Annotated in this window: 23 protein-coding genes; 11 read left to right on the top strand and 12 right to left on the bottom strand. The window is 45.6% G+C overall.

Features of this window, described 5'->3' with window-relative positions:
• Positions 1–8: 8 nt before the first annotated feature.
• The 3 genes from D082_RS02295 to trmFO are packed head-to-tail and all read right to left on the bottom strand — an operon-like array spanning position 9 to position 2,200.
• Complete coding sequence (locus tag D082_RS02295; RefSeq protein WP_028949374.1) at positions 9–404, bottom strand: type II toxin-antitoxin system VapC family toxin; 396 nt, start codon at positions 402–404, stop codon at positions 9–11.
• Positions 405–407: 3 nt separating this feature from the next.
• Positions 408–842 (bottom strand): DUF2281 domain-containing protein, encoded by a 435-nt coding sequence (locus tag D082_RS18910; RefSeq protein WP_238546800.1) that lies wholly within the window; start codon positions 840–842, stop codon positions 408–410.
• Positions 830–2,200 (bottom strand): FADH(2)-oxidizing methylenetetrahydrofolate--tRNA-(uracil(54)-C(5))-methyltransferase TrmFO, encoded by a 1,371-nt coding sequence (trmFO, locus tag D082_RS02285; RefSeq protein ID WP_028949376.1) that lies wholly within the window; start codon positions 2,198–2,200, stop codon positions 830–832. The genes D082_RS18910 and trmFO overlap by 13 nt, the downstream gene beginning before the upstream one ends.
• 146 nt (positions 2,201–2,346) lie before the next feature.
• Between trmFO and D082_RS02280 the strand changes: the two genes are divergently transcribed.
• Positions 2,347–5,853, top strand: coding sequence for a PAS domain S-box protein (locus D082_RS02280; RefSeq protein WP_028949377.1), 3,507 nt, complete (start codon positions 2,347–2,349; stop codon positions 5,851–5,853).
• Here D082_RS02280 and mnmG read toward each other — a convergent pair.
• Positions 5,847–7,754 carry a tRNA uridine-5-carboxymethylaminomethyl(34) synthesis enzyme MnmG gene (gene mnmG / locus D082_RS02275; protein WP_028949378.1) on the bottom strand — a complete coding sequence of 636 codons (1,908 nt, stop codon included), beginning with the start codon at positions 7,752–7,754 and terminating at the stop codon, positions 5,847–5,849. The genes D082_RS02280 and mnmG overlap by 7 nt on opposite strands.
• 309 nt (positions 7,755–8,063) lie before the next feature.
• Between mnmG and D082_RS17295 the strand changes: the two genes are divergently transcribed.
• A complete protein-coding gene (locus D082_RS17295; protein WP_051738652.1) occupies positions 8,064–9,413 on the top strand; it encodes a 2OG-Fe(II) oxygenase in 1,350 nt (449 codons plus the stop codon).
• 249 nt (positions 9,414–9,662) lie between these two features.
• Here the strand turns inward: D082_RS17295 and petE are convergent, their stop codons facing one another.
• Positions 9,663–10,046 (bottom strand): plastocyanin, encoded by a 384-nt coding sequence (gene petE, locus D082_RS02265; RefSeq protein WP_028948639.1) that lies wholly within the window; start codon positions 10,044–10,046, stop codon positions 9,663–9,665.
• Positions 10,047–10,473: 427 nt separating this feature from the next.
• On the opposite strand from petE, the gene D082_RS02260 reads away from it, so the two are divergent.
• Complete coding sequence (locus D082_RS02260) at positions 10,474–12,036, top strand: hypothetical protein (RefSeq protein ID WP_028948640.1); 1,563 nt, start codon at positions 10,474–10,476, stop codon at positions 12,034–12,036.
• Here the strand turns inward: D082_RS02260 and D082_RS02255 are convergent.
• Positions 12,033–12,608 (bottom strand): Uma2 family endonuclease, encoded by a 576-nt coding sequence (locus D082_RS02255; protein WP_028948641.1) that lies wholly within the window; start codon positions 12,606–12,608, stop codon positions 12,033–12,035. The genes D082_RS02260 and D082_RS02255 overlap by 4 nt on opposite strands.
• A 253-nt stretch (positions 12,609–12,861) precedes the next feature.
• Between D082_RS02255 and ftsH2 the strand changes: the two genes are divergently transcribed.
• Entirely contained in the window at positions 12,862–14,745 is a 1,884-nt protein-coding gene (ftsH2, locus tag D082_RS02250) for an ATP-dependent zinc metalloprotease FtsH2 (RefSeq protein WP_028948642.1), read from the top strand.
• A gap of 278 nt (positions 14,746–15,023) precedes the next feature.
• Here ftsH2 and D082_RS02240 read toward each other — a convergent pair whose 3' ends face one another.
• Both D082_RS02240 and mgsA read right to left on the bottom strand, forming a co-directional pair.
• The gene (locus D082_RS02240) at positions 15,024–16,055 is read right to left on the bottom strand and encodes a sirohydrochlorin chelatase (RefSeq protein WP_028948644.1); all 1,032 of its coding nucleotides are present in this window, start codon (positions 16,053–16,055) and stop codon (positions 15,024–15,026) included.
• 237 nt (positions 16,056–16,292) lie between these two features.
• Complete coding sequence (mgsA, locus tag D082_RS02235; RefSeq protein WP_028948645.1) at positions 16,293–17,594, bottom strand: methylglyoxal synthase; 1,302 nt, start codon at positions 17,592–17,594, stop codon at positions 16,293–16,295.
• Positions 17,595–17,657: 63 nt separating this feature from the next.
• On the opposite strand from mgsA, the gene D082_RS02230 reads away from it, so the two are divergent.
• Positions 17,658–18,818: a pyridoxal phosphate-dependent aminotransferase gene (locus tag D082_RS02230; protein WP_238546799.1), complete on the top strand. Its 1,161-nt coding sequence runs from the start codon at positions 17,658–17,660 to the stop codon at positions 18,816–18,818.
• 86 nt (positions 18,819–18,904) lie between these two features.
• Positions 18,905–19,894: a Gfo/Idh/MocA family protein gene (locus D082_RS02225; protein ID WP_028948647.1), complete on the top strand. Its 990-nt coding sequence runs from the start codon at positions 18,905–18,907 to the stop codon at positions 19,892–19,894.
• A gap of 219 nt (positions 19,895–20,113) precedes the next feature.
• On the opposite strand, the gene D082_RS18905 is transcribed toward D082_RS02225, so the two are convergent.
• The 3 genes from D082_RS18905 to D082_RS02215 all read right to left on the bottom strand — a co-directional run bounded on the left by D082_RS18905 (position 20,114) and on the right by D082_RS02215 (position 21,610).
• Positions 20,114–20,524 carry a transposase gene (locus D082_RS18905; protein ID WP_238546747.1) on the bottom strand — a complete coding sequence of 137 codons (411 nt, stop codon included), beginning with the start codon at positions 20,522–20,524 and terminating at the stop codon, positions 20,114–20,116.
• A gap of 77 nt (positions 20,525–20,601) precedes the next feature.
• A complete protein-coding gene (locus D082_RS18900; protein WP_028948682.1) occupies positions 20,602–20,961 on the bottom strand; it encodes an IS630 transposase-related protein in 360 nt (119 codons plus the stop codon).
• 100 nt (positions 20,962–21,061) lie between these two features.
• A complete protein-coding gene (locus tag D082_RS02215; protein WP_028948420.1) occupies positions 21,062–21,610 on the bottom strand; it encodes a spore maturation protein in 549 nt (182 codons plus the stop codon).
• Between the two features lie 1,109 nt (positions 21,611–22,719).
• Here D082_RS02215 and D082_RS02210 point away from each other — a divergent pair.
• Genes D082_RS02210 through D082_RS02195 form a run of 5 tightly spaced genes read left to right on the top strand, consistent with a single transcriptional unit; the run spans position 22,720 to position 24,318 of the window.
• A complete protein-coding gene (locus D082_RS02210; RefSeq protein ID WP_144428712.1) occupies positions 22,720–23,064 on the top strand; it encodes a hypothetical protein in 345 nt (114 codons plus the stop codon).
• Entirely contained in the window at positions 23,064–23,420 is a 357-nt protein-coding gene (locus tag D082_RS02205; RefSeq protein ID WP_038530003.1) for a hypothetical protein, read from the top strand. Before D082_RS02210 ends, D082_RS02205 begins: the two co-directional genes overlap by 1 nt.
• A 1-nt stretch (position 23,421) precedes the next feature.
• Entirely contained in the window at positions 23,422–23,703 is a 282-nt protein-coding gene (locus tag D082_RS18235) for a hypothetical protein (RefSeq protein ID WP_144428711.1), read from the top strand.
• A complete protein-coding gene (locus D082_RS02200; RefSeq protein WP_038530000.1) occupies positions 23,663–23,908 on the top strand; it encodes a hypothetical protein in 246 nt (81 codons plus the stop codon). Before D082_RS18235 ends, D082_RS02200 begins: the two co-directional genes overlap by 41 nt.
• Complete coding sequence (locus D082_RS02195) at positions 23,905–24,318, top strand: hypothetical protein (RefSeq protein ID WP_051738649.1); 414 nt, start codon at positions 23,905–23,907, stop codon at positions 24,316–24,318. The genes D082_RS02200 and D082_RS02195 overlap by 4 nt, the downstream gene beginning before the upstream one ends.
• On the opposite strand, the gene D082_RS02190 is transcribed toward D082_RS02195, so the two are convergent.
• The gene (locus tag D082_RS02190; protein WP_038529997.1) at positions 24,315–25,022 is read right to left on the bottom strand and encodes a peptidoglycan-binding protein; all 708 of its coding nucleotides are present in this window, start codon (positions 25,020–25,022) and stop codon (positions 24,315–24,317) included. The two genes, D082_RS02195 and D082_RS02190, sit on opposite strands and share 4 nt — an antisense overlap.
• Position 25,023: the final 1 nt, after the last annotated feature.

Genomic DNA, 25,023 nt, shown 5'->3' with positions numbered 1-25,023 from the left:
TCAATGGGTTATTGTTCCCATTCCCAGATTAAATTAACGTTGTATTTTTTGAAATTCCCGTCTTTGCTAATGACGGAAAAATTGTGGTGCTGAGCCTGGGCGATAATCATGCGGTCAAAGGGATCCCGGTGATGCAAGGGCAAATTTCGATAAGCTTCCAAATGTTGCCATGTGATGTTCAAAACCGAAATATTGAGATTAGCAAGCAAATTCTCTAGACCAGCAAATGCATAATTGAGCCTCAGTTTGTTGATGCTGAGTTTAATAGCAATCTCCCAGAGACTAACGATGCTCAAATAAATCTCATCGGCCGCAAATTCAATCACATGCCTCAGTGGTGGAGAAAGTTTTTGATTTCCCTCGATGTACCAAATAAAAACATGCGTGTCTAAAATAACTTGCATTGCTTACATATACTCCTGCATTTCTTCTAATGGAGCATCAAAGTCATCCGCCATCCAAATCTTTCCCTTAAGGATACCAAAGCCATCTCGTTTTTTACTGGTATTGGTCTGATGGCTAGATAGAGCTTGTTCTGGACTGATGTGTGTCTGCTTAGCCAATAAAAACTCGACAAAGTGTTCCACCTCAAGTTTCATGGCATCGGGGAGGGCATTAATTTTTTCTAGTAGGGCCGTGTCTGTCATTGGATTCCTCTTTAATTGTGGTTCTGTTTCAATTCTAGACTGATATTTTTTGTAGTTGCTATCACCAGCTAGGCAAAAGGCGATCGCCATTTTTGATCTATTGCTTTGCTCGGAGTTTTGCGTGGGGGTGGGGGGAAATTGAACATCTTTGTTACGTTTGGGAAGCTCGACAAAGGTTTTACTTAAACCTGACACAGGGCTAAATCTTTAATACCTACTTGCCAAGTTTGTAAATCGGCCAAAGCTCTATCCCGATATTGACCGTAACGTTCCCGCTTATTGCGAATACGTTGGGGTAATTCTGGCAAAATGCCAAAATTAGGTGGCATGGGCTGAAAATGCTTTGGATCGGCAGAACTAATAAAGTTAAATAGTGCTCCCATCATGGTGGTAACGGGTAACGTGAGCAAGGGTAAACCCAAAGCTAATCGGGCCGCATTGGTGCCCGCTAGCCATCCTCCGGCGGTGGCGGCCGCGTAGCCCTCTGTTCCCACTAACTGTCCGGCCGCAAATAAAGTCTGGCGATCGCCAAAATGGAGACTAGGGGTTAATAGTTGGGGTGAATTAATAAAAGTGTTACGGTGCATTACCCCCATGCGGACAAACTCAGCATTTTCCAGGCCGGGAATTAACCGGAAAACCCTTACCTGTTCTCCCCAGCGCAGATTGGTTTGAAAACCTACCATATTCCACAAATTGCCTGCCCGGTCTTCCTGGCGCAATTGCACCACTGCGTAGGGTTTTTTCTGTTTATTGGCCGGATCTCGAAAATCCCCCCAACGAGCATCGAATAGACCAACGGGCTTTAACGGGCCATAGCGCATGGTGTCTTCTCCCCGCTGGGCCAACTCTTCTATGGGCAAACAACCTTCAAAAAACTTGGCCGTTTCCCGGTCAAAATCCTTGAGCGGTGCTTGTTCGGCGCTACATAAAGCCTGCCAAAAATGGAGATACTGTTCCCGATTAAAAGGGCAGTTGAGATAGGCCGCTTCTCCTTTGTCATAGCGGGAAGCAAAAAACGCCACCTCCTTATCGATGGAATCCCCCACCACAATGGGGCTAGCCGCATCAAAAAAGCTCAGGTATTCCATGCCAGTGAACCGCTGGAGATCCTCCGTTAACGCTGGACTGGTGAGGGGCCCCGTAGTCAGTACTGTAATGCCGTCTTGGGGAATTGCCGCCACTTCTCCCCGTTGTAATTCCACCAGGGGATGGCTGGCCACTTTTTCGGTCAAGGCTTGGCTAAAAACCCCCCGATCCACCGCTAAAGCTCCCCCGGCTGGTACTGCATAGCGATCAGCTGTGGTGATAATCAGGGAATTTAATTGCCTCAACTCCGTTTGCAAAAGTCCCGCCGCCCGATCGCCGGCTTTAGCCCCAAAGGAATTGCTACAAACCAACTCCGCCAAATCCTGACTGTGGTGGGCCGGACTGAGGCGCTCAGGGCGCATTTCCGACAGAATAACGGGAACCCCTGCTTGGGCAATTTGCCAGGCGGCTTCCGTACCAGCTAAACCTCCACCGATGACATGGATGGGCGTTAAAGTGGTCATAGGGAACTTTGAAAATTCAAAAATTGTTAGAGACTAACATTCTAGTCCAGGGGATAGTGCAGAGCCCGCTGGGAAAGCCGACATCTCCTCCTGAAGACCGGAATTTTCCTCGTCTCACTGCTTATTAACGGTCGAACTTGAAACCCATGCCGATTTTTCCTAGCCCCAAAGTCCTATTGGTGGATCCTCAGCCGGAGGCCATAATACAGGCCCTGCAACATCTGCCCATGGAGCTAGTGATATTCAACTCTGGCCAAGAGGCGATCGCCAAAGTCGCCACTACGGAATTCGCCCTCATTATCCTGACCGAGACCCAATCAGAGTGGGGAGCACTGGACATAATTAAAATTTTCCGCTCCTTTCCCCTGGCAAACCAAACGCCTATTGTTTTTTTCGCCCATCAAGAAATCATTACCAAAGCGACAGCAGAGATTGAGACCTTGGGCACAATTGATTTTCTTTCTCAAGCATTTCATCTCAGTTTATTTAGCAACAAAGTTAAATTTTATTTAGATTTTTTTCAGCAGAAGCAAGCTCTAGAACACCAAAATGATTATCTTAAAAGCTTGGTAGAAGTCGAACAACTAGAAAATGAATTCAGTTCATCAGAAAGACTAAATAAAATAGTTCTAGCCAATATCTCCGACGCTGTTTTTATCACTAATTTGTCGGGGGATTTGACTTTTATTTCTCCTAATGTTCACGTTATTTTTGGCTATTCTTTACCAGAAGTAGAAGCCATGGATAATATCAAAACTTTGTTGGGAGAATTCAACTTCAACGAGTATGAGTTAAAAGAGAAAGGAGAAATTTGTAACCTGGTTCACGACATCCTTGATAAGCAGGGCAAAATTCATCACCTACTAGTTAATGTTAAAAAAGTTGCCATTGACGATGGCATCTACCTCTACGACTGCAGAGATATTTCTGAATTGGCCAGAACAGAACAGGCTATTAGAAACAGTGAAGCTAACTTCCGCGATATTTTTGCCAATATTAGTGATGGTCTTTTAGTTTTAGACCAAGATGATTATATTTGTTACGCCAACAGCCAGGCAGTAGAGTTACTTAACCGTCCCCTGGAGGAATTAGTCGATCAAATTTGGAGCCCTGAGCAAAATATTGAACTAACTTTATCTAGAGATGACAATACTAGATATACTTTTGATGTCAGTTTGACAGAGATTAAATGGTATGGAAAGCCAGCAAAATTAGTTTCCCTACGGGACATTACTGATCGTAAATGCATGGAAAACGAGTTACGAGAAAATCAAGACAAATATTATCGTCTTCTAGAAAATCTTGATAACGGAGTAGTAGTTCATAAAGCCAATACTGAAATTATTTATGCTAATTCTAAAGCGGAAAAATTCCTGGGGCTAACGGATTTAGAAGGAAGAAATTTAGATGATAAGCATTGGCTCTTTTTTGATCAAGAAGGGGAAATGCTAGAAAAGAAAGATTTTCCCATAGCCCAGGTTTTAGCTAAGCAGGTACCCCTTAAAAACTTTGAAATGGGTTTCTATCGTGCCGATCTTAGGCAAATATTTTGGGCTGAGGTTAACGCTTACCCTGAGTTTTATAACCAAAATACTATCCAGGAAGTGATAGTCACCTTTGCTGACATTACGGAACGTAAGCAGGCTGAAATCCAGCTCAAAACTATCAATGAAAACCTAGAAATTCTAGTTGAAGAAAGAACTAGTGAGTTGGAAGCGAGTAACCGTCAGCTATTGCAAGAAATTATTGAAAAGGAGCAAGTTAGCGTTGACCTTGCCACCCAAGAAGCAAAATACCGAGCTCTGGTGCGGTATGCCAGTGACGCTATTATTTTAATTACGGTTGATTTCGTTATTTTAGAAGTTAACCATCGAGCAGTGGACTTAATTGATTACAGCCAGGAGGAATTAATTGGCCGTTCTTTACAGGACTTTGAGTTTTTACCTTTGGAATTCTATGGGCAACAACGTAAATTTTGGCGTACTCTGAAAAGAAAGAAAATTGCAGAGTTAACTGATGTCAAGGTCTTGAAAAAAACTGGCGAGCTGATTTCCGTAGATATTTCAGCCAGTGTAATCACCTATGAAAATCATTCAATTATTCAGTGTATAGTCCATGATATAACTCTGCAAAAAAATATTCAAGCCCAACTGCAACGGGAAAACTATTTCCGTCAGCAATTGTTAGAAAAAATGGTGGAAGGGCTATGTGTTTACCAGCCCATTGATGAATTTCCTTTCCTCCAATTTACTGTTTGGAATCCGATTATGGAAGCCATCACTGGCTATAGTCAGGCAGAAATTAATCAATATGGTTGGTACAATACTCTATACCCTGATTCCCAATCCCAACAACGGGCGATCGCCAGAATGAAAGGAGTGATTTTTGGGGTGGATATGATCAAGGAAGAGTGGCAAATTATGCGCCGGGACGGGGCATTGCGGACTATCGAAATTTCCACTGCGCTGATTAAATCTGCCAAACAAACTAATGTTTTAGCTCTGATCCACGACGTTACGGAACAAAAAAAACAACTGCAAATTATCCAGGATAACGAAGCTACCCTGCGCTGTATTGTGGAGAATTTACCAATTTTCTTTGGGATGAGGACGATGGATTTCAGCAAATGGTACTATATTAATCCTGCTTTTGAAAACTTAACGGGTCACACTCCCCAGGCAATGTATAGCGACCCAACTCTCTGGCAAAAATTTCACCGACGAGAGGAATCAGAAAATCTGGGGCAAGACAGTTTTTCCCTAGGAGAATGGACAGTCTTTTCCATGGAAAAAGAGGATGGTACAGAAATTTGGGTGCAGGCCATTGAATTTTTGGTAGATGATCTATCAGAATCAGCGCGGGTAGTGGTATTTGCCCAAGACATTACTGATACAAAACGGGCGGAAATTGAAATACGTCGCTCTTTGATTAAAGAACGGGAGTTAAATGAAGCAAAGAGCCAATTTGTGGATATTGTTTCCCATGAATTTCGTACTCCATTGACTTCCATTGTTGGGTTTGGAGAACTACTATCTAAATATTTTGACCGTCTTTCCCCAGAAAAAAAACTACACTACATCAGCAATATCCAAAATGCTAGCCAACGATTGAAGCAGTTAATTGATGATGTGCTTTCCATCAGCCGTTACGATGCCAATAAATTAGAAATTAATCTGGGCAATGTCAACCTATGGAGCTTGGGTAATGATTTGATAGAAGGTTTTCGCTGTGGCTTGGGCAGTGAACATCATCTGCAATTTAACTACCACTTGAAGCCGGAAGAACTTTCCCTGGTGGATGTGAAGCTTCTCCGCCATGCCTTGGAAAATATCTTGAGCAATGCTATTAAGTATTCCGCCCCCGGCAGTATCGTCAGCCTAAATATTAATAAACAAGACAATCATTTACTTTTTGTGGTGAAGGATCAAGGCATCGGTATTCCCCCCCAAGACCAGGAAAAATTGTTTGAAGCCTTTCACCGGGCCAGTAATGTGGGGGACATTCCCGGTACGGGTCTAGGATTGAGCATTGTCAAGCGCTATGTGGAGTTTCAGGGGGGGAAAGTAGAAGTAGACTCAGTGGAGGGTCAGGGGACGACAATTGTAATTAAAATCCCCCTCAGCCCTTCTTTTCTAGCCTCTGCTCTTCAATGAGGAACCGATCGCCGTAGTTGGGTTTCTAGATAGACCAGAAGGGCATTGATGTCGGCGGGGTTAACGCCCCCAATACGACCAGCTTGGCCAATGGTAAGGGGTCTAAATTGATTTAACTTTTCCCTAGCTTCCATAGACAGGGTTTCAATGGTCATATAGTCCAGGCTAGCGGGCAAACGTTTTTGGCTATGGCGACTAACTTGGTCAATTTGGGTTTGTTGCCGTTTGATGTAGCCGGAATATTTAATCTCGATTTCCACACTGGTTTTTTCCTCTGGCCTTAGGTCAGGATTACCCAATTGAAATTTTTCTAAATCCGGATAGTGAAAGCCCGGCCGCCGTAGTAAATCTGCTAAAACGATGGAACCTTTAATTTTTTGTTGGGTATAATCAGCAATTTCTTTACCTACTGTATCTTGCTCCTTAATGCGAGTGCTATACAACCTTTCTTTTTCCGCCGTGATCTGGGCCTGTTTTGCTTGGAATAATTGCCAACGGCGATCATCTATTAGGCCAATTTCCCGTCCTAAAGGGGTTAACCTTTGATCCGCATTGTCAGAACGTAAAATTAAACGATATTCGGAACGGCTGGTGAGCATACGGTAAGGTTCCCGCAAATCTTTGGTGCATAAATCGTCAATCAATGTGCCCAAATAACTTTCTTCCCTGGAAAAGATTATTAAAGGTTCTTGTTGACAATGGCGAGCTGCATTCACACCCGCTGCCAAGCCCTGGGCCGCCGCTTCTTCATAGCCCGTAGTACCGTTGATTTGTCCCGCACAGAATAGTCCCGCCACTTTCTTGGTCATCAAGCTGGGGTAACACTGGGTAGCCGGTAAAAAATCATATTCCACTGCGTAAGCCGGCCGCAACATGACGCAATTTTCCAGCCCCGGTAGAGTTTGTAACATGGCTAATTGCACATTTTCCGGTAGCCCGGTGGAAAAACCTTGGATATACAATTCCGGAATATCTCGACCTTCTGGCTCAATAAAAATTTGATGGCTTTCTTTGTCAGCAAAACGAACAATTTTATCCTCAATGGAAGGACAATAACGGGGCCCTTTGGAGTCAATAAAACCGCCGTAAATAGGAGATAAATGGAGATTATCTTTAATAAGCTGATGGGTTTTTAGCGTAGTCCTAGTCAAGTAACAGTTCATTTGCTCACGCTCTACCCACACTTCCGGGTCAAAGCTAAACCAACTTACCTGCTCGTCTGGGGGTTGAGGCTCCAGTTGACTATAATCTACGGATCGCCGGTCCACCCTGGCCGGAGTTCCTGTTTTTAAACGACCTGTTTCAAAGCCCAGCTCATTCAAGGTTTCCGTAAGCCCTTCCGCCGCAAATTCCCCAGCTCGCCCCGCTGGCATAGATTTGTTGCCAATCCAAATTCTGCCCCCTAGGAAAGTTCCAGTGGTAATCACCACTGCTTTGGCCCCAAAACAGGAGCCAAAATAGGTCTGCACACCGGCAATTTCATCATTGTCCCCCAGCACCAAATCCGTGACCATGCCCTCTCGAATGGACAAATTGGGCTGATTTTCAACAATATTTTTCATCACCGCCGCATATTCTCGCTTATCCGTTTGGGCTCGCAACGCCCACACCGCTGGGCCTCTGGAAATATTTAACACCCGCTTTTGCAGATAGGTGCGGTCAGCCATCTTGCCAATTTCCCCCCCCAGGGCGTCCACTTCATGGGTCAACTGGGATTTAGCCGGCCCCCCCACCGCGGGATTACAGGGTTGCCAAGCAATGCGGTCCAAATTGAGGGTTAACAAGAGGGTGCGACAACCTAACCGAGCTGTTGCCAACGCCGCCTCACAGCCCGCATGGCCCGCCCCCACCACAATTACATCAAATTGGTCTTGGAATTCTACCGGCGATCGAAGGGTCATGGCAACTGAAAATTTTGATAGCTAACTCAATTGGATTGAGTCCATCTCCCAGTTTAGCTAATGGGAGTTCACTGGGAACCATAAGGCCCCGCATTTGAGAGGACGTCACGTACACTTTAATAGGACAGACACTACTCAGCACCAACGAGACAGCGAAAACGATGATGTTACTTATAAAGTAAAAGCAAACAATTTTCCACTTTCTCTCTTTCATAATAATCCTCTGTAATTTAATCTAAAATTAACAGGAGAGAGAGAGCTTATAGTTTCATCCCCCTTTTGTGAATGAGTTCAGGTTGAGATTAAAAAATGAGTGATTATATTGTCGTAGAAAACTTACTTCCCGATTCTTTGATTAAATATGTTTTTGAAACCCTGAAAAAATACCAGTTTAAAGAATCTAAAGTTGGTATCCGTGTCGATCCCAATCAAAAGATCAGACGTGATTGTTTTTTCTCTACAGTGGACTGTAGTCCCATTGATACTTTTGTTCTCAATAACGTGGCTAGTTTAGCAAAAGAAAAGTTTGGTATTGCGATTCAATATAGGGAACGTTGGAAAATTGGTTTTTATGATGGTCAAGAAAAAGGTCACTACAATTTGCATACTGACATTCAGGGGAGAATGGAGCACAGAAAACTAAGTTTTGTTATTGCCTTGTCTGATCCAGCAGCCTATGAAGGTGGGGAACTTTATTTTCCCACTCTCCGCCAAGAATTTAAGTTAAAGAAGGGCAGCGGTATTATTTTTAAACCTGAACTTTTACATGGCGTGAAACCGGTTATTTCTGGGCAAAGATATACGTTGCTATCATTTATGTTTGACGAAGATGGAGGCAAAAGTAAACTTCAATCAACTGATTCACTCAAACAATATATACCCAATTTACTGACTCCAAAATTGTTTGAAGATGCAATCAATAATACCAGTTATGATCTAGACTACAGTGATCGAAAAAAAAAACCTTGGTCTGACACAGATAATTACTGGTATATAGATCATCATTCAGATACTTTGCTGGTATCCTTTGCTGGTTTCGGTGACAAAGATTCGATTCCGACTTTTGTTTTTCATAATTTCCTTAAACAATATACACAGATTGACCAGCTATTTATTCGAGATATTCAATGTCGATACTATTTAGATGGCATTAAGAACGAAACCAAGACGATGCAGGAAACCCTAGGGTGGCTAGAGAGGTTAATCAGACGGAAGAAATATCGAAAAATTGTTGGTATTGGTTGTTCTTCTGGTGGTTATGCAGTTATTTTATTTGGTCATCTTCTCAAGTTCGATAGGGTAGTCAGTTTTGCACCACAGACTGTTTTAAATGAGACTAAGAATTCGGTTCTGCATGATAATCGGTTTGATAACACCTGTCGATACTTAAGTCGTCTCACAGCAAACACAAATGCAACTTTTGCTGGGGTTTCATTTGATGATTGTCTAGATTTGAAGAATTTGCAGCCTTACGCAACACAAGTTGAAATCCATTATCCTGCTCATGCTTGTGGGGGAGCTGATAAGAGACATGCTGAACACCTTGGGGGCGAAGCCTGTGTGCTAGTGGAGCATTTTTCCAAAAATCATCGAATTGCCTTAGAGCTTAGAGATAATGGCCAACTACGACAGATTATTGATAATCTTGTATTTGGTTAAGAAATGGGGATGAAGGTGGCTATTTCAGACAAACGACGATGAACAATTTTTGCACACGTGCAAGTATCCTAAAAACAAAAAAATTAGATTGGTTTGTGGTCAATTTTTCCTTTCATATTGTTTTAGTCTGAGCCCTGGTGCCCGGGCACCTGAGGCAAGAAAAAACAAAAATCGCACCCCCATCAGGAGATGCGATCGCCAAACCATAAAAATTTTTAGTTAATTGGATGGCTGAATTGAGAATATGTATTATTCAACGACTACCTTACCAACCATGCCAGCACCACGGTGGGGTTCACAGTAGTAGGTGTAGGTACCGGGCTCAGTGAAGGTGGAGGTGAAGCTTTCACCGGCGGCAAAGGCTAAACCTTTGTGGGACAACTTGGCAGCGGCGCCATCATCTACACCATCACCAGCGGCAAAAACAACATTATGGGGGGAAAGTTTATTATTTACCCATTTCACTTCATCCCCGGCTTTGATGGTCACTGTGCTGGGATCGAAAGCGAGGGCACCACTGTCGGAACCCATTTTCACGGTTACACTGGCGGCGGCGGCAGGACTAACGGACAAGAAGAAGCTAGAGGCCACCAGCAAAAGACCGGCAATGATTGTTAAGAACTTTTTAGACATATCCTTGGCAATTTTAAGAGACTTCTGATTGAATGTGCTGGGTTGACGCCCTGCCCTACAGCCACAAACGGCGAGCGAGGACGTTCCTTGTTCCCCCAATCCTATCACAATGTTTGACAGCCCGTCGTAGATTAGTTGATCCCTGGACCGGGGACAGCACAATGGAGATATTTTTTGTTCCAGCTAAATAGTACTTTGAAAAAAATGCTTCTCTTTTCTAGCTATATTTACTGAAGTTTAATTTGGTTGTTGTGACTACTTACGGTATTTGCTGAATTAGCCTACTTTTTGGCGATCGCCGTCATAAAAATTAGCTTGCCATCGCTTCAGTTTGGATGATAATAGGAGATAGCCTATTGGCCGTGGTTGTGACTTTGTATGGACTAATAGGCTAAATTCTCTCCCTGAGTTGGGTTGGGCAACCGCTATGAATCCTTACAAATTTTTCCACTTAATAATTATTTCTCAAAACCGCCAACGGCGCTCCCTGGGGAATGATGGTTTTGTGATGCCCATGGTGATCATGGTAGGACTTGTGTTAACGGTCATTGGCATTGTCATCCTGCAAAGGTCAATGTTTCAGCAAAATGACTCCACTAATAAAGCTGCCACTAGCCAGGCTCAGAATGCGGCTGAAGCTGGTGTAGCTAGGATCACAAACCTATTAAACGAGCCCCAAAGGCGTTTTTTGGCCACCTTGCCCGCTTGTCGAGATCTTCCCCTACGCACAGCGGGGCAAACCTGCAGTGATGTCAGCACGGGAACCGGCACTGTAGTACCTAACTGGCAGAATTTAACGGAAACCCAAATTCGCAACTGGTCAGGTAGCGACATAGCCTGCAAACTAATCGATGATGCCCTGTTGACCGATGTCCGGGCCATTTCCAACTCTTCTGATTGGCAAACTCTGCCCCAAGGGCAATTCCGTTTAGTGGGTTACAGATATACCGATGCCAATGGCGCGATTTTACCCCCCGGCAATGTTCCTCTTCCCAACGGAGGAGTGGGGGTATTAACCGTGGAAGGGTCCATTAATCCGGGGCAACCAAATGAGGCTGTTTCCCGGGTTGAGGTCAAAATTCCCGTTAGACCGGGGCCCCCTGAAGCATTTGGCATTCCCGGTTTATGGGTGACCCATACCAGTGGTGGTAATGTGGCGGGCAATAACACCATTGCTGGTGACGTGCTGGTAAATGACTGTAGCGGTAACTTAGCTGGGGTAAGTTTTCCCACAGGCAGTACTTATACTGCCAAATATACTAATGCCGACATGCCAGCTCTACCCCCAGCACCGAGTAGTTGCAATAATTTGGGCAGTGTTAACGCTAATCTGACCATACCAAGGCGGGATGCCAGCAATGTTTATACCGACACTAGAACGAATATAACTCTAAACAATGGCAATACTCTGCCGGCCTATGTCTACTGTGTTACATCTATTAGTCTTGGTGGAGGTAAAGAAATGCGGGTGGAAACCTTGGATACCCGTCCTACTATAGGAGGAGTAACTAATCCCAATCGTGGTCAGCGTTTTATGGTTATTTTCCATCTGACCGGCAACCTTGACCTGGGGGGTAATGGCAAGATTGTCCACGAATGTCCTATTCCCTACGAAGCAACAGGTGCTAAAACCCCGTGCAGTAACTATGTCATAACAGATTTCAACATTTATGGTCGTGCTCCACTGCCAGCGAATCTAAGTAACTTGCCTAAAATTTGTTTAGCGGGTGGTTCCTTTATGGATGCTTTTATCCTCGGCCCAAATTATGAGTATGGTGTGTCGGGGAGTGGTGGCAATGGTGGTGTGCGGGGAACGGTAATGGTTAGACAGGTCAGTAATTCCGGGGGATGTGGTTCTAATACCTCCAACACTGTAATTACCCAGACGGGGACTTGGGATGACATGGTTGCGGGCATTCAGCCCCAGGCAACGGCCCCAACTTTAGGTGCGTTCACGGGTTGGTCTAACCGGCCGACTAATGAATATTAAACTTTGGCTTTGGTAAACAATTCATTGACCGTAAAAGTCAACTGGGGGAAGAGAGCATCTTCCACTAGCTGATCACCTTGATAAGTCATAGGTGGGCGATCGGGGGCAAAAATAGTCAAACTGCGGTAGCGATCGCCAATAATCCAGACTCTTTCCACTCCAGCGGCCAGATAATCCAAAGCCTTTTGGGTCATGACGTCAAAGGATTGACCGGGGGAAATAATTTCCACCACCAATTCCGGGGCCACAGGGCAAAAGTCATTTTCCAAGGCAAAAGGAGCTAATTTTTGGTCAGAAATATAGGTAACATCGGGCACCGGGGCCCAATCTTGCCCATCCTTTTCTAGACAAATGCCCCATTCAGGATAGGCTTCGCCAGGCAAAGGACAATCTTGCCTATTTCCCCAATCAGACAGGAGAAAGAGTAACGTTCTTTGGAGACTGGAGTGGATGCGTTTTGGTGACATTTTGGCGATCGCCTTGCCGTCCTGTAATTCGTAATTAATTTCCCCTTCTGGAAGGCGAAAAAATTCTTCTAGAGTTAGATTCTTGTCTGTGACGGTCTGACCCATGGTGACTTGGCCCCGATGATTACTCCCCAAGCTAGCAAATTTCCCACTCGGCAGACCCTACGGTGATCTGCCCAGGGCTAGGGGGTTGTCGTAATTATGAGAATTACGTTACATTTAGTTAAGATTTTGTTACAAAAGTCCATTGTCAACGAAATTGACCAATTCCACCGGGTCGGGGAGCCAGCCTCCGTTCCATAATTAAACGATTACACTAAATCCTACGACCGTCTTAACTTTTAAGGTGAGCTAACATATGAAATTTTCCTGGAGAACTGCGCTACTTTGGTCCCTACCCCTGTTGGTAGTAGGCTTTTTCTTTTGGCAGGGGAGCTTTGGGGGAGCAGATACCAACCTCGGCTCCAACACCGCCAACACCCGCATGACCTATGGTCGCTTCCTCGAATATGTGGACGCTGGCCGCATCACCAGTGTGGATTTGTATGAAAATGGCCGCACGGCGATCGTCCAAGTTAGTGACCCCGAAGTGGACCGTACCCTCCGTTCCCGGGTTGATCTCCCCAGCAATGCCCCGGAATTGATTGCCCGTCTACGGGACTCCAACATCCGCCTTGATTCCCATCCTGTCCGCAACAATGGCATGGTTTGGGGCTTTGTGGGCAATTTGGTGTTTCCTGTTTTACTAATTGCTTCCCTCTTTTTCCTTTTCCGTCGTTCCAGCAATATGCCCGGTGGTCCTGGTCAGGCAATGAACTTTGGTAAGTCCAAAGCCCGGTTCCAGATGGATGCCAAAACCGGCGTGATGTTCGACGATGTGGCCGGCATTGACGAAGCCAAAGAAGAATTGCAAGAAGTGGTAACTTTCCTCAAACAGCCGGAACGGTTCACCGCAGTGGGGGCAAAAATTCCCAAGGGTGTCCTACTGGTGGGCCCTCCGGGTACCGGGAAAACTCTCCTCGCTAAGGCGATCGCAGGAGAAGCCGGAGTTCCTTTCTTCAGCATTTCCGGTTCTGAATTTGTGGAAATGTTTGTCGGCGTCGGTGCCTCCCGCGTCAGGGATTTGTTCAAAAAAGCCAAAGAAAACGCCCCCTGTTTAATCTTCATTGACGAAATTGACGCTGTAGGTCGTCAACGGGGGGCCGGCATTGGTGGGGGTAACGATGAGCGGGAACAAACCCTCAACCAGTTACTAACGGAAATGGACGGCTTTGAAGGCAATACCGGCATTATCATCATTGCCGCTACCAACCGTCCCGATGTGTTGGATTCTGCCCTCATGCGTCCCGGTCGGTTCGATCGCCAGGTGATGGTGGATGCTCCCGATTACGGCGGCCGTAAAGAAATTTTGGAAGTCCATGCCCGCAATAAAAAGCTAGCTCCGGAAGTTTCCATCGATTCCATTGCCCGTCGTACCCCCGGTTTTAGTGGCGCTGATTTGGCCAACTTGCTCAACGAAGCGGCTATTCTCACTGCCCGCCGTCGTAAATCTGCCATTACCCTGTTGGAAATTGATGACGCTGTAGATCGGGTCGTGGCTGGTATGGAAGGTACGCCCCTGGTGGACAATAAGAGCAAGCGTTTGATTGCCTACCACGAAGTGGGCCACGCCATTGTCGGTACTCTGCTCAAAGACCATGATCCGGTGCAAAAAGTAACTCTGATTCCCCGGGGCCAAGCCCAAGGTTTAACTTGGTTCACCCCCAATGAAGAACAGGGTTTAACTACCAAAGCCCAACTGATGGCCCGCATTGCTGGAGCCATGGGGGGTCGGGCCGCAGAAGAAGAAGTCTTTGGGGACGACGAAGTAACCACCGGGGCTGGCGGTGACCTCCAACAGGTGACGGAAATGGCCCGCCAGATGGTGACCCGTTTCGGCATGAGCAACCTTGGCCCTATCTCCCTGGAAAGTTCCGGTGGGGAAGTATTCCTCGGTGGTGGTTTAATGAATCGTTCGGAATACTCTGAAGAGGTAGCTACCCGCATTGATGCCCAAGTACGTTCTTTGGCGGAACAAGGACACCAAATGGCCCGCAAAATTGTCCAAGAACAGCGGGAAGTAATCGATCGCCTGGTTGATCTTTTAATTGAAAAAGAAACCATTGACGGCGAGGAGTTCCGGCAGATTGTAGCGGAATATGCTGAAGTTCCCGTTAAGGAACAGTTAATTCCCCAACTCTAGAATTAGCTAAATAATTAGTTCAGTTAGCAAAGGCCCTGATTCTTCGGAACGGGGTCTTTTTTTGCTTTCTTTGGCATTGAGCCATAAACATTGAAATAGAGTCAAGGATTGCTGTAAAACAAAAAATTCCCGGCTTTTACACCGGGGGATATTTATAGTCGTTTCTAGTAAGACTGAGGCAGTCAAATTCATCGAAAAGCTTATCAATAAAGACTTAAGCAGTCTCGAAATTATTTGAAATGACTATAGGATGTAATTTTGACCAACTGCAATTCGGGTTAAGGGGCCTGCCAAATTTTTTCGTGGTAGGCGATCGGTTCGATATACGTATCTACCCATTCCCCATGGCTATGACCATGGTCGTGATTGTGTCCATGGTGATGATGCCCATGACTGTGATCATGGTGATCGTGGCTATGGCCATGACCTTGATTTTTAAAAGCTAGGCGGAATTTACAAGCCTCACAATTCATTGCTACCTGGCCCAACTGAGTTTCAATTTCCCTTTCCCGCACTAGGGCCAAAAGTTCCGGCTGAATACCCATTTCTGGCAAGGACTGAATTTCAATCTCAGGAAAGGCGGCCCGTTGCTCCTCCGTAATCCTGAAAATTTTCTTCACCAATGCCCCCATAAACAAAAAGTAAGGCAAAACAATAATTCGCTTCGGTTGGTATAGCCTAGCTCGGCGAAATCCTTCCTCTAAACGGGGGTGACTGATGCCAATAAAACAGGTTTCCACCGTTTGGTAACCACTGCCTTCCCACAGCATCCGAGCCATTTTGTACACATCACCGTTAGCATCGGGATCACTAGAACCCCGGCCGACAAATAAAAGCACCGTATCTTGCCGGGCAATGCCTCGGGGATTGGCTTCGGGACTGTCTAACTGACTTAATCGAGCTTTCCATAAATCAAGGATTGCCGGCGTAATGCCAAAATGGCGGCCGTAGGAAAAACTAATCTGGGGATGGGTCTGCCGGCTACGGTCCAGCTCGTTAGTCACATCAAATTTGTTGTGGCGGGCCGCAAAGAGCAAAATGGGCAGAGCGGAAATTTCTGCAAAGCCCTGGGCAACACATTGCTCTACCCCGGCTTGAATGTTGGGTTCAGTCAACTCCAAAAAGCAGGGAATCACCGGGCGGGAATGATCCAATGCTTGGTACTCGGCCACGAAATCTAGAAAGGTTTGGCGACCGTCTTCGTCCCTGGTGCCGTGGCCAATCATCAGTAGGGGTCTTTGGTAGGGAAGGGGAGGGAAGTCCAGCTCAGGCAAAAGGGAAATGGGGGCAGATGCACTGGTTAAGGTCATTAGAATTGATTGACTGAATAAATAACAAAAGAGCTGAGCTAGGCGTACCAAACCTATGGGGGTTTAGGGGATGACTGGCGGTAAATCACAACGGCAATCATCCAGGCTTGGACTCAGGCAACCGTTAGGGCGGTTGCAGTAAGGCGATCGGGCGGATCTTGACCCCAGCCATGGCTCATTATGCCAGGGTTACTTGGTGCTGGACTATGCCCAGGGAGAGCATTGTGGGCCCAAAGTTCAACTATTTTCCACCGGGGCAAAAATGTTCAGGCTTTTGGGGAGACATTTAACTTCCACTGGCGTAGTACCGATGATTTCTCCATCCACAACGATTTTTTGAGGGGGGTTAGTTGTAACCTTAATGCTTTCTCCGTTGAGATGCACTACGTTTTCATTATCACTGGGATTTTTCGACAGGGCGGAGGTGAAGAGATTAGTTACCACCCGTAGGCCCTGCAACGCGGTTTGGCTACTGGCCACAGTGATGTCGAGCAACCCATCGGTAAAAGACACCTGTCCTCCCCCTTGGGCAAAGACCGAAGTGGGAGGGGCCGCATTGGCGATCGTAATGGCGCTGGCCTCCATGGTGGTGGTTTCGGAGTCAATTTCGATCTCAGCTTCAAACAATTCCTGTTCCCTGGCCTGTTGAATGCCCGCAAAAATGTAGGCCATTACCCCCAGATTATTTTTCAGTTCCCGGTCTGCCTTTTCTACCATTTCTGCTTCAAAGCCGACCCCCGCCAAAAGAAGCATAGGAATGTCATTACACAGGGCTGTATCCACCACTTTGGTAATGCCCCGGTTGATGGTTTGGCAAGCTCCGGCAATTTGGGTGGGAATGCCCAGGGCCACGGAAAATGCGTTGGCGGTGCCCCGAGGAATAATGCCTAAAGGAATGCCAGTGTTGATCAGGGCGGCCGCTACGCCGGATACGGTGCCATCCCCGCCTGAAGCAATGATAAAACTGTCTCCTTCCCCATTGGAATGTTCGTTGATATGTTTAATGCTCTCAACAATTTCCTTGGTTTGGTCGGTGACGTTAACATCGGCACTGGTGAAAGTAATTTTGAGATTAATTTCCGACTGTAAATGCTCTTTAATTAAATCTAGCTCCCGTTCCACATTGCCCTGCCCTGCTACGGGATTAAAAATTAGGTGCCCTGTCTTTTTTTTGCCCAATAGCTTGATCACTGCTTTGGCGGTGGCGAGATTGATCGCGAGGGGAACGTTGTACACTTCACACAGCCGCAATAGGGCCCGGATGTCCGGCTCGTAGGGTTGGGCATAGAGGGAATCAATCAGAAAAATGACGGCGGCAATGGTCCCATCGATAATTTTGGTGGCGATTTGGGCATCTCCTCCCAAAGGGCCTGGGGCAACACTTTCCACATCTAACCCAGTTTTTTTCCTGACCAATTCCCCCGTTTGCCCGGTGGCAATGAGGTCGTAGCGGCAGAAAAGGGACTTGTGCTGTTGGACAAAGTTGACGAGGGCGTCTTTTTTGTTGTCGTGGGCAATGAGGGCTATCTGGGCGGCCATGGTGTTTCCCAATAGTGGAATGGAAGGTTAACGTAAACCAATGGGTTCAGATTCACAATGGTAATGGAAACAGCCTTTAGCCGTATGGATTCGGTGCAGTCCCCTGTAATTCCGGTGGTGGGGCAATGGATTGCGGATTCCCCCGGCACTATTTCCCTCGGTCAAGGGGTGGCTTTCTATCCTCCCCCCAAAGAGGTGGCGGCGGCGGTCCAGGAAAGTTTAGTCCAAGCTCCCTTACATCAGTATCAGCCGGTGGCAGGCATACCGAGCTTAATTGCGGCTCTGAAGGAAAAATTACAACGGGATAATGGCATCAATGTTTCCTCTGCCCAGGCTGTAATAGTGACCGCTGGGGCCAATATGGGTTTTTTAAATGCGGTGCTAGCCATCACAGAGGTGGGGGATGAAATCATCCTCAATACTCCGTACTACTTTAACCATGAAATGGCGGTCAGAATAGCGGGTTGTCAACCAGTGTTGGTGCCCACTGATGGAAATTACCAACTGCAACCGGACCTAATTGCCCAGGCGATCGCCTCTCGGACTAGGGCTGTGGTGACCATTTCTCCCAATAATCCCACCGGGGCTATTTATCCAGAGGCGGATTTACGGGCGGTGAACCAACTTTGTCGGGAGCGGGGTATTTACCATATCCATGACGAGGCCTACGATTATTTTGCCTACGACCAAACCCCCATTTTTTCCCCTGGGGCCGTAGTTGGCAGTGGAAACCATACCATTTCCCTCTACAGCTTTTCCAAGGCCTATGGGATGGCCGGTTGGCGAGTCGGTTATATGGTTATTCCCCAGGAGTTATTGCTAGCGGTCAGAAAAATTCAGGATACCAATCTAATTTGTCCAGTGGTGGTCTCCCAATATGCGGCCCTTGCTTGTTTAGAGGTGGGTAAAGGCTATTCAGGACAATTTTTGCCGGAGATGGCAGCCTGTCGCCAGCAATTGCTAGAGGCATTGGATCCACTGTGCGACCGTTGCCGTTTGGTGGTGCCCCAGGGGGCATTTTATTGTTTGCTGGAAGTCCATAGCTCCCTGTCGGATGTGGAACTGGTTAAAAGGCTGATCGGGGAATTTAAGGTGGGGGTGTTACCCGGTTCCACCTTTGGCATAGAAAATGGTTGTTATCTACGTATTGCCTATGGCGCCCTACGGCAGGATACCGCTAGCATTGCCATTGAGAGATTGGTGCGGGGATTGAAGCAAATTTGAATATTGCCAAGGGATTGCACTGTTGCAGGCCTAGGCAGTCTGGGACAATGGCTTAGTCTACATTTTTTTAACTTTACTAATGTTCTATGTCTGAAAATTTTCCTGCTGGGGCTACGCCGGTACGGGTTGGTATCATTGGCACCGGTTATGCGGCCCAACGTCGGGCGGAAGTTTTCCAGGGCGATCGCCGTAGTCGGTTGGTCACGTTTTGGGGCAACAGTGAAGCCAACACAGCTAAGTTTCAGGATACCTTTGGCGTTACTCCCCAGGAATCTTGGCAGGGGCTGGTCAATAATCCGGAAGTGGATTTAGTCCTCATTGCCACCATTAACCAACTCCATGGGGCGATCGCCGAGGCGGCTCTGGAAGCGGGAAAACATGTGGTGCTGGAGTACCCCCTCGCTTTGAGCCATAGCATGGGCAAGAAATTGCAACATTTAGCCCAGGAAAGCGGCAAATTACTGCACGTGGAGCATATTGAACTGTTGGGAGGAGTACACCAAGCCATTCGGGACAATCTCGACAAAATCGGCGAGGTTTTCTACGCCCGCTACAGCACCATCATGGGACAGGATCCCGCTCCCCAACGCTGGACCTATCACCATGAACAATTTGGTTTTCCCCTGGTGGCGGCCCTATCCCGCATCAGCCGGTTTACGGATTTATTTGGTACGGTGCAACGGGTAGATGCCCAATGTCGTTTTTGGCCCCAGGTTAATCCGGACTATTTTCGGGCCTGTTTAGCCACGGCCTACTTACAATTTGACTGTGGTCTAAAAGCAGAAGTTATCTACGGTAAAGGGGAAGTATTTCACCAGAGTGAGCGCACTTTCACCCTCCACGGCGATCGGGGCACCCTAATTTTTATTGGGGAAACGGGCAAGTTAATTCAAGCACAAACGGAAATAGAAATCCCTGTTGGGAGTCGTCGGGGACTATTCAAACAGGATACAGAAGCAGTGTTGGACTATTTAACCACCGGTAAGCCCCTTTATGTGGATTTATCGGCCAGTTTATATGCCCTAGAAGTGGCTGATCTTTGCGCCCAAGCTTGCCAAAACATAACTGAAAAATAGTCAGAACTTCAGCATGATCAACTTGATTAAAAACCAGGCATATCTAGGAGAGAAAATATAGTTGATTTAATTGAAAGTAAGACACTGACTAAAGCTAAAAGCGTCTTTGGTAAAGACTTTGGTCATCTCAATCTTATTTGAATTGACTATAATCGTTTGGCAAATTTAATCCCATCGAATTTTATCTCAATTATAGCTAGTTAAAATAACTATAGGACATTATGCTACACAGTAGTTACGGATAATTTCATCTATGCTTACACCTGGAGAGGCGTATGTTCTTGCTCTTTTCAATGCACTAAAATCATGCTCTATGTCATTAAGATCTGGCGAGTAGGTAGGTAAAAACAAAACTGTATGTCCTGCCTCTTCCACTATTTTTCTAATCCTACTCTTTCTATGAATAGGCGCATTATCCATAATTAATACCGATGGAATTGTTAATGCAGGTATCAGGTATAATTCAAGCCATCCTTCAAAACCTTCGGCATTTAAACTTCCACTAAATAGCATCGGTGCTATCAGGTCTTTTTTGTTTTTTCTTCTACCTGCCACAAGGTTTTCTTTCTTTCCTCTTTTTCCTTGCCTTTCCCCATATACTCTCTCTCCTCTTTTTGACCATCCGTACACTGAAGAGGCAAACTCCTCAAAACCAGCCTCATCTATGAATACAAGGCTTGCAACCCCATAAATTAGAATTAGCTCTTTCAGGATTTTTTGATATTCTGCTCTTTTTTCTTCATCTCTTTCTTTATATAGTAACTGTTTTTTTTTCTCGTAATTCCCATTTCTTTAAATCTATATGACAGTGCACTAGGAGTTACACCGAATTTCTTTGCTCTCTCTTTCATCGGCATATCCGGATTTTCCATCACATCTTTCTCCAGCTCTTTTATATCTATCTTCCGACGCCGGTTCTTTACCTTCGTTGGTTCCAGATTTTCCCGGCTTAACCATCTATAAATTGTCTCTCTACCTACCTTAAATATTTTTGATGCCTTCGTTACACCATTCCCTTCTTCTAGAAAACTTATTACTCTTAGCCGTAAATCTAGATCGTATGCCATAAGTTGCTTATTAGTTTAGTCATTATTCATAATATACCATTATACATACCATCCGCCCCACTTTTATTTCATTTAGCTATATATTTGAATTAACCATGCACTAACCAAATAAAAATTGGCAAATATAAACTGCGGAAAAAATCCCTACCACATCGGCCATTAGACCCGCTAGGAGAGCATAGCGAATTTTCTTGATGCCCACTGAGCCAAAGTACACCGCCAGCACATAAAAGGTGGTTTCCGTGGAACCAAACATAGTAGCCGCAGTTTTAGCGGTCAGGGAATCCGGGCCATGTTGCTCTACCAAGTCTGCGAAAATGCCAAAGGAACCGCTACCGGATAAGGGACGCATTAAGGCTAGGAGCAAATTATCTGGAGGAAAATTGACCAGGCTTAACACTGGACTGAGCAACGTCAGCAACAGATCCAACATTCCCGAAGCCCGAAACATGGCGATCGCCACCAGCATGGCCACCAGAAAAGGAATAATCCGCACCGCAATGGTGAAGCCTTCCTGGGCCCCATCCACAAAAACTTCGTAAACTTTAACCTTTTTGACCACTAGGCCATAAAAGGGAATACCACAGAGCAGAAAAGGGATAACGTATTTTGCTCCGGCGTTGAAAATGTCGGCGACGGATTCGAGCATTCAATGTATGATTCAACAACAAGAAAAGTGTTGACGGATAAAGATAGCAAATTGTTGCAAATTCACTCAGTCGAAAAAGTTTTCCCTTTTGATTGCAGATGTAGTTACCGTTTTCTCCTAGAGCTTGTTTGCTAGACTTTACCCAAATATCACCATCACTATTCACTGGAACATGTCACGGAAGGTTCCTTTAGTCCCCTACAATTTTGCTGGGACAACTAGGTTGCTCCACTGATAGACAAAAAAATTTTAGAAGAATATCGAAATCACTGCTGTGGTCAAAATTGGCAACAAAAACCAATTAGTTTCCCGCCTTGTCAGGGACAAAAATTCATGTCTGTATTGAATGATGTAGAGCTTTTAAACCAGATATTTGATTAAACTTTATGCAGGGGGAGCAATTCCCCTTTAACCAGGAGACAAACCTATGGCTACCATCGAAACTGACCTTAAAGATGTTCTGGGCAAAATTGATGCTTGCTTAGACTGCATGTAATAGCGATCTGACTCAGATCAAAGTCGATTTGGCGCCGGTTAAGACTGACCTATCAACTCTTAAGAAAGATTTCAGGGATTTCCAAAAATCCCAAATATGGGCCCTGATTGGAATTATTTTCACTGTTGTGATTAGCGCGATCATCAAGTTTGGATTTTTCCCCAATCCTTAAACCTTAATACTCCCATAGAACCCATCAGCACAAGATTGTTGCTCAATCCGCCGCTGCCCTAATTTTCAGGCAAAGGGGAAAGGTAAAGGTCCGGTCAATGCCCGCAGGAGTGGCTGTAATGCCCAAAGGTAATCTTTGCTGGGTTTTGCTCTCCCCCCATCTAATTTTTTCATTACCTAAAAAGCAGAAAAATCCTAAAAATCAAGCGGGCCAAGGAATTCGGGCAAAGATTTTTCAACTCAAAAATGGCTCGGGGCGGATTTGAACCGCCGACCTTGGGCTTATGAGTCCCCTGGGCTAAAAATTAAAAGCTTTTCTGGGACTACATTCCAGCTTATCGTAAAAAGTCATTGCCTAAATATTGCCTAAAAATGAAGAAAATTTGTTGTCAAGGGGGTTAAAATGATCCTGAAAAGTCCAAGATTTTACCCCCCTATTCCCATGGCTCAAACATTAATACAAAGGTTTGGCGCGGCGGCCACATTTGACGAAACAGCAAAGACACTTACTTTTGACATTGATGATCTTGCGGGCATTACCGATCCATCGTTAATTACTGATCTCACCATTGATGAGTGGGCCGACAGGATTGCAGCCGCCCTTCTTCTCCACTGGCGATCTACTCAGGGGACAGACAACACAGATCCCACCGAGGGTTTGATTGTAGGAGATCCCTTTAAGCAGTTTGAAACTAGGGGCGGGGAAAATCAGATTAGCTTCAATTACAACGTGGCGATTTATATCCCCGATACATCAGCCGATCTAGATCCTGATCTGGTGGTCTAGTGGAACTGGCTGATTTTTTTGGCCCAGGGGCAACGGTGGCGGGAGGCAAGTTAATTATCCCCAGGGAAAATTTAACCGCCGTGGGGCTAAGCCCAGGGAATGACTATCCCTCCGCTGTTTTAGCCGCGGTGTTTCTGCGGGTTTTCAGCTATTACCAAGGTTTTCTACTTGACTCCGACGGGGCGCAATTATTGGACTCTGACAGCTCCCCGTTGGCTTTTTACAATCCCCGATCAGACGATAATTTTTCCTTTTGGTTTGTTAGAAAAGCTCTTTCTAGCGATGAATCCGTTTTATATTGGAAATGGCTATTGACGTTTTATGAATTATCAAAAACTAACCTGATTGGAGAGTAATATGCAAGAAAATTCATTCAAAAAACATCCAAGAATTCCTATCTTTCGTGTTGGAAAATTGCTTTATGAATATGAAACTCCAGAAAAATATCAAAACACTTATTTTGTTCCTTTAAGATATTTAATTTATGAGGGTGAACACGGTCATTTGATTATAGCTGGGGTTTTTGAAGGAGAAGAAGTTTGTACTTTAAACCCTAATCTAGATCCTTTATGTATCCATTTGCTAGAGGAAAAAATAAATGGGATGGCTAACCATCAGCCCGACCCAAATAGAAATTGAACTGGAAGGCACAACCCCATTAGCCCTTTTGGAATCCCTGCTTGATAAAATCTCAACGGCGGGGCTGGGTTCTGTGGCAGGGGGCTTTGCTGAATCTGGTCTCATTTATCGGTTTGACGGGCAACTATATGACTACGCTGATTACAAGTTGCAAATTATTACTGAGGCTCCAGAAATAAATTTAAATTTAGGTGATATGGTATGAAAAATAAAATAATTTTTGCTTTTATCATTATTTGCTTAATTCATTTTGCTGAGCATATATTCCAGTTGAGCCAACTTTATTTATTGGGTTGGGAGCGTCCAGACTGCTTAGGATTGCTCGGAGTTTATTTTCCTGAATTAATGAGATCACAATGGCTCCATTTTCTCTATGCAGTGATAATGGAAATTGGGTTATATGTATTTTTGTCGCTGTTTGGATTGACTGCATTAATGCTTCAAACCTTACACCTAGGGGAACATACCATCTTGTTAGCCACGGTGCCTAATCCTTGGTGTATTGGGGAAATTTGGTTTCCACGAATTGAACTTCACTTTTTTTATAACTTAGTAGTTTTAATCCCAATGATGGTCATTTTTTCCAAACGGAAAAACTTGCTTAGTCGTTACTAATTAAGCTTTTTGAAGGTTTCTTTCCAAGTAATATCACCAATTACACCATCCACTACCAAGCCGCGGGTAGCTTGGAATTTTTTACAGGCTGTTTCGGATTTTGGCCCATACACACCGTCAGGGTTTAAACCATACCCAAACCAATTGGCTTGGATTTGCCAGGCTCGAATATCTTCCCCCCACATAAAAGGGTCGGTCAATCGGATCAGACGATAATAGGCATCCACCCCAGTCTTTTTAGGGCCAAACACGGGGCGGTAGAATCCCCGGCATTGGCTCACATTACGCGATCGCCGCATGACGGCCCCGCCGTTGTCATTGCTAGTTGCACTGGTATTGCCCTCGATGCTGTTAAATTGACCGGCAATCATGACTGTTTCCACAATGCCAATGTGAACGGCTTCTCGCTTGCCAAAGTGAAACAGAGCCAAGTCCCCAGGTTGGGGTTTGCTGTACCATCGTCCCTGGCGTTTAGCGTAATGCTCAATAAAAGGACAATAAGCGGCTCCGCTGGGCGCTCCCTGTTGCATGACAGGCAGGGGAGAGCCGGCCCGGTCAAATACCCAACTAACAAACATGGCACACCACGGCTGACCATTCATGCCATACCAAGCCCCATATTTGGTACGATTGCTATTTCTGGGGGATTCTGTGACCCCAATTTCAGCGGCGGCAATGCTTAGGATTGTGTTGAGGGTAGCCATA

Source organism: Synechocystis sp. PCC 6714, from assembly GCF_000478825.2.
Classification (GTDB): domain Bacteria; phylum Cyanobacteriota; class Cyanobacteriia; order Cyanobacteriales; family Microcystaceae; genus Synechocystis.
This window is presented reverse-complemented; position numbering and strand designations above follow the sequence as displayed.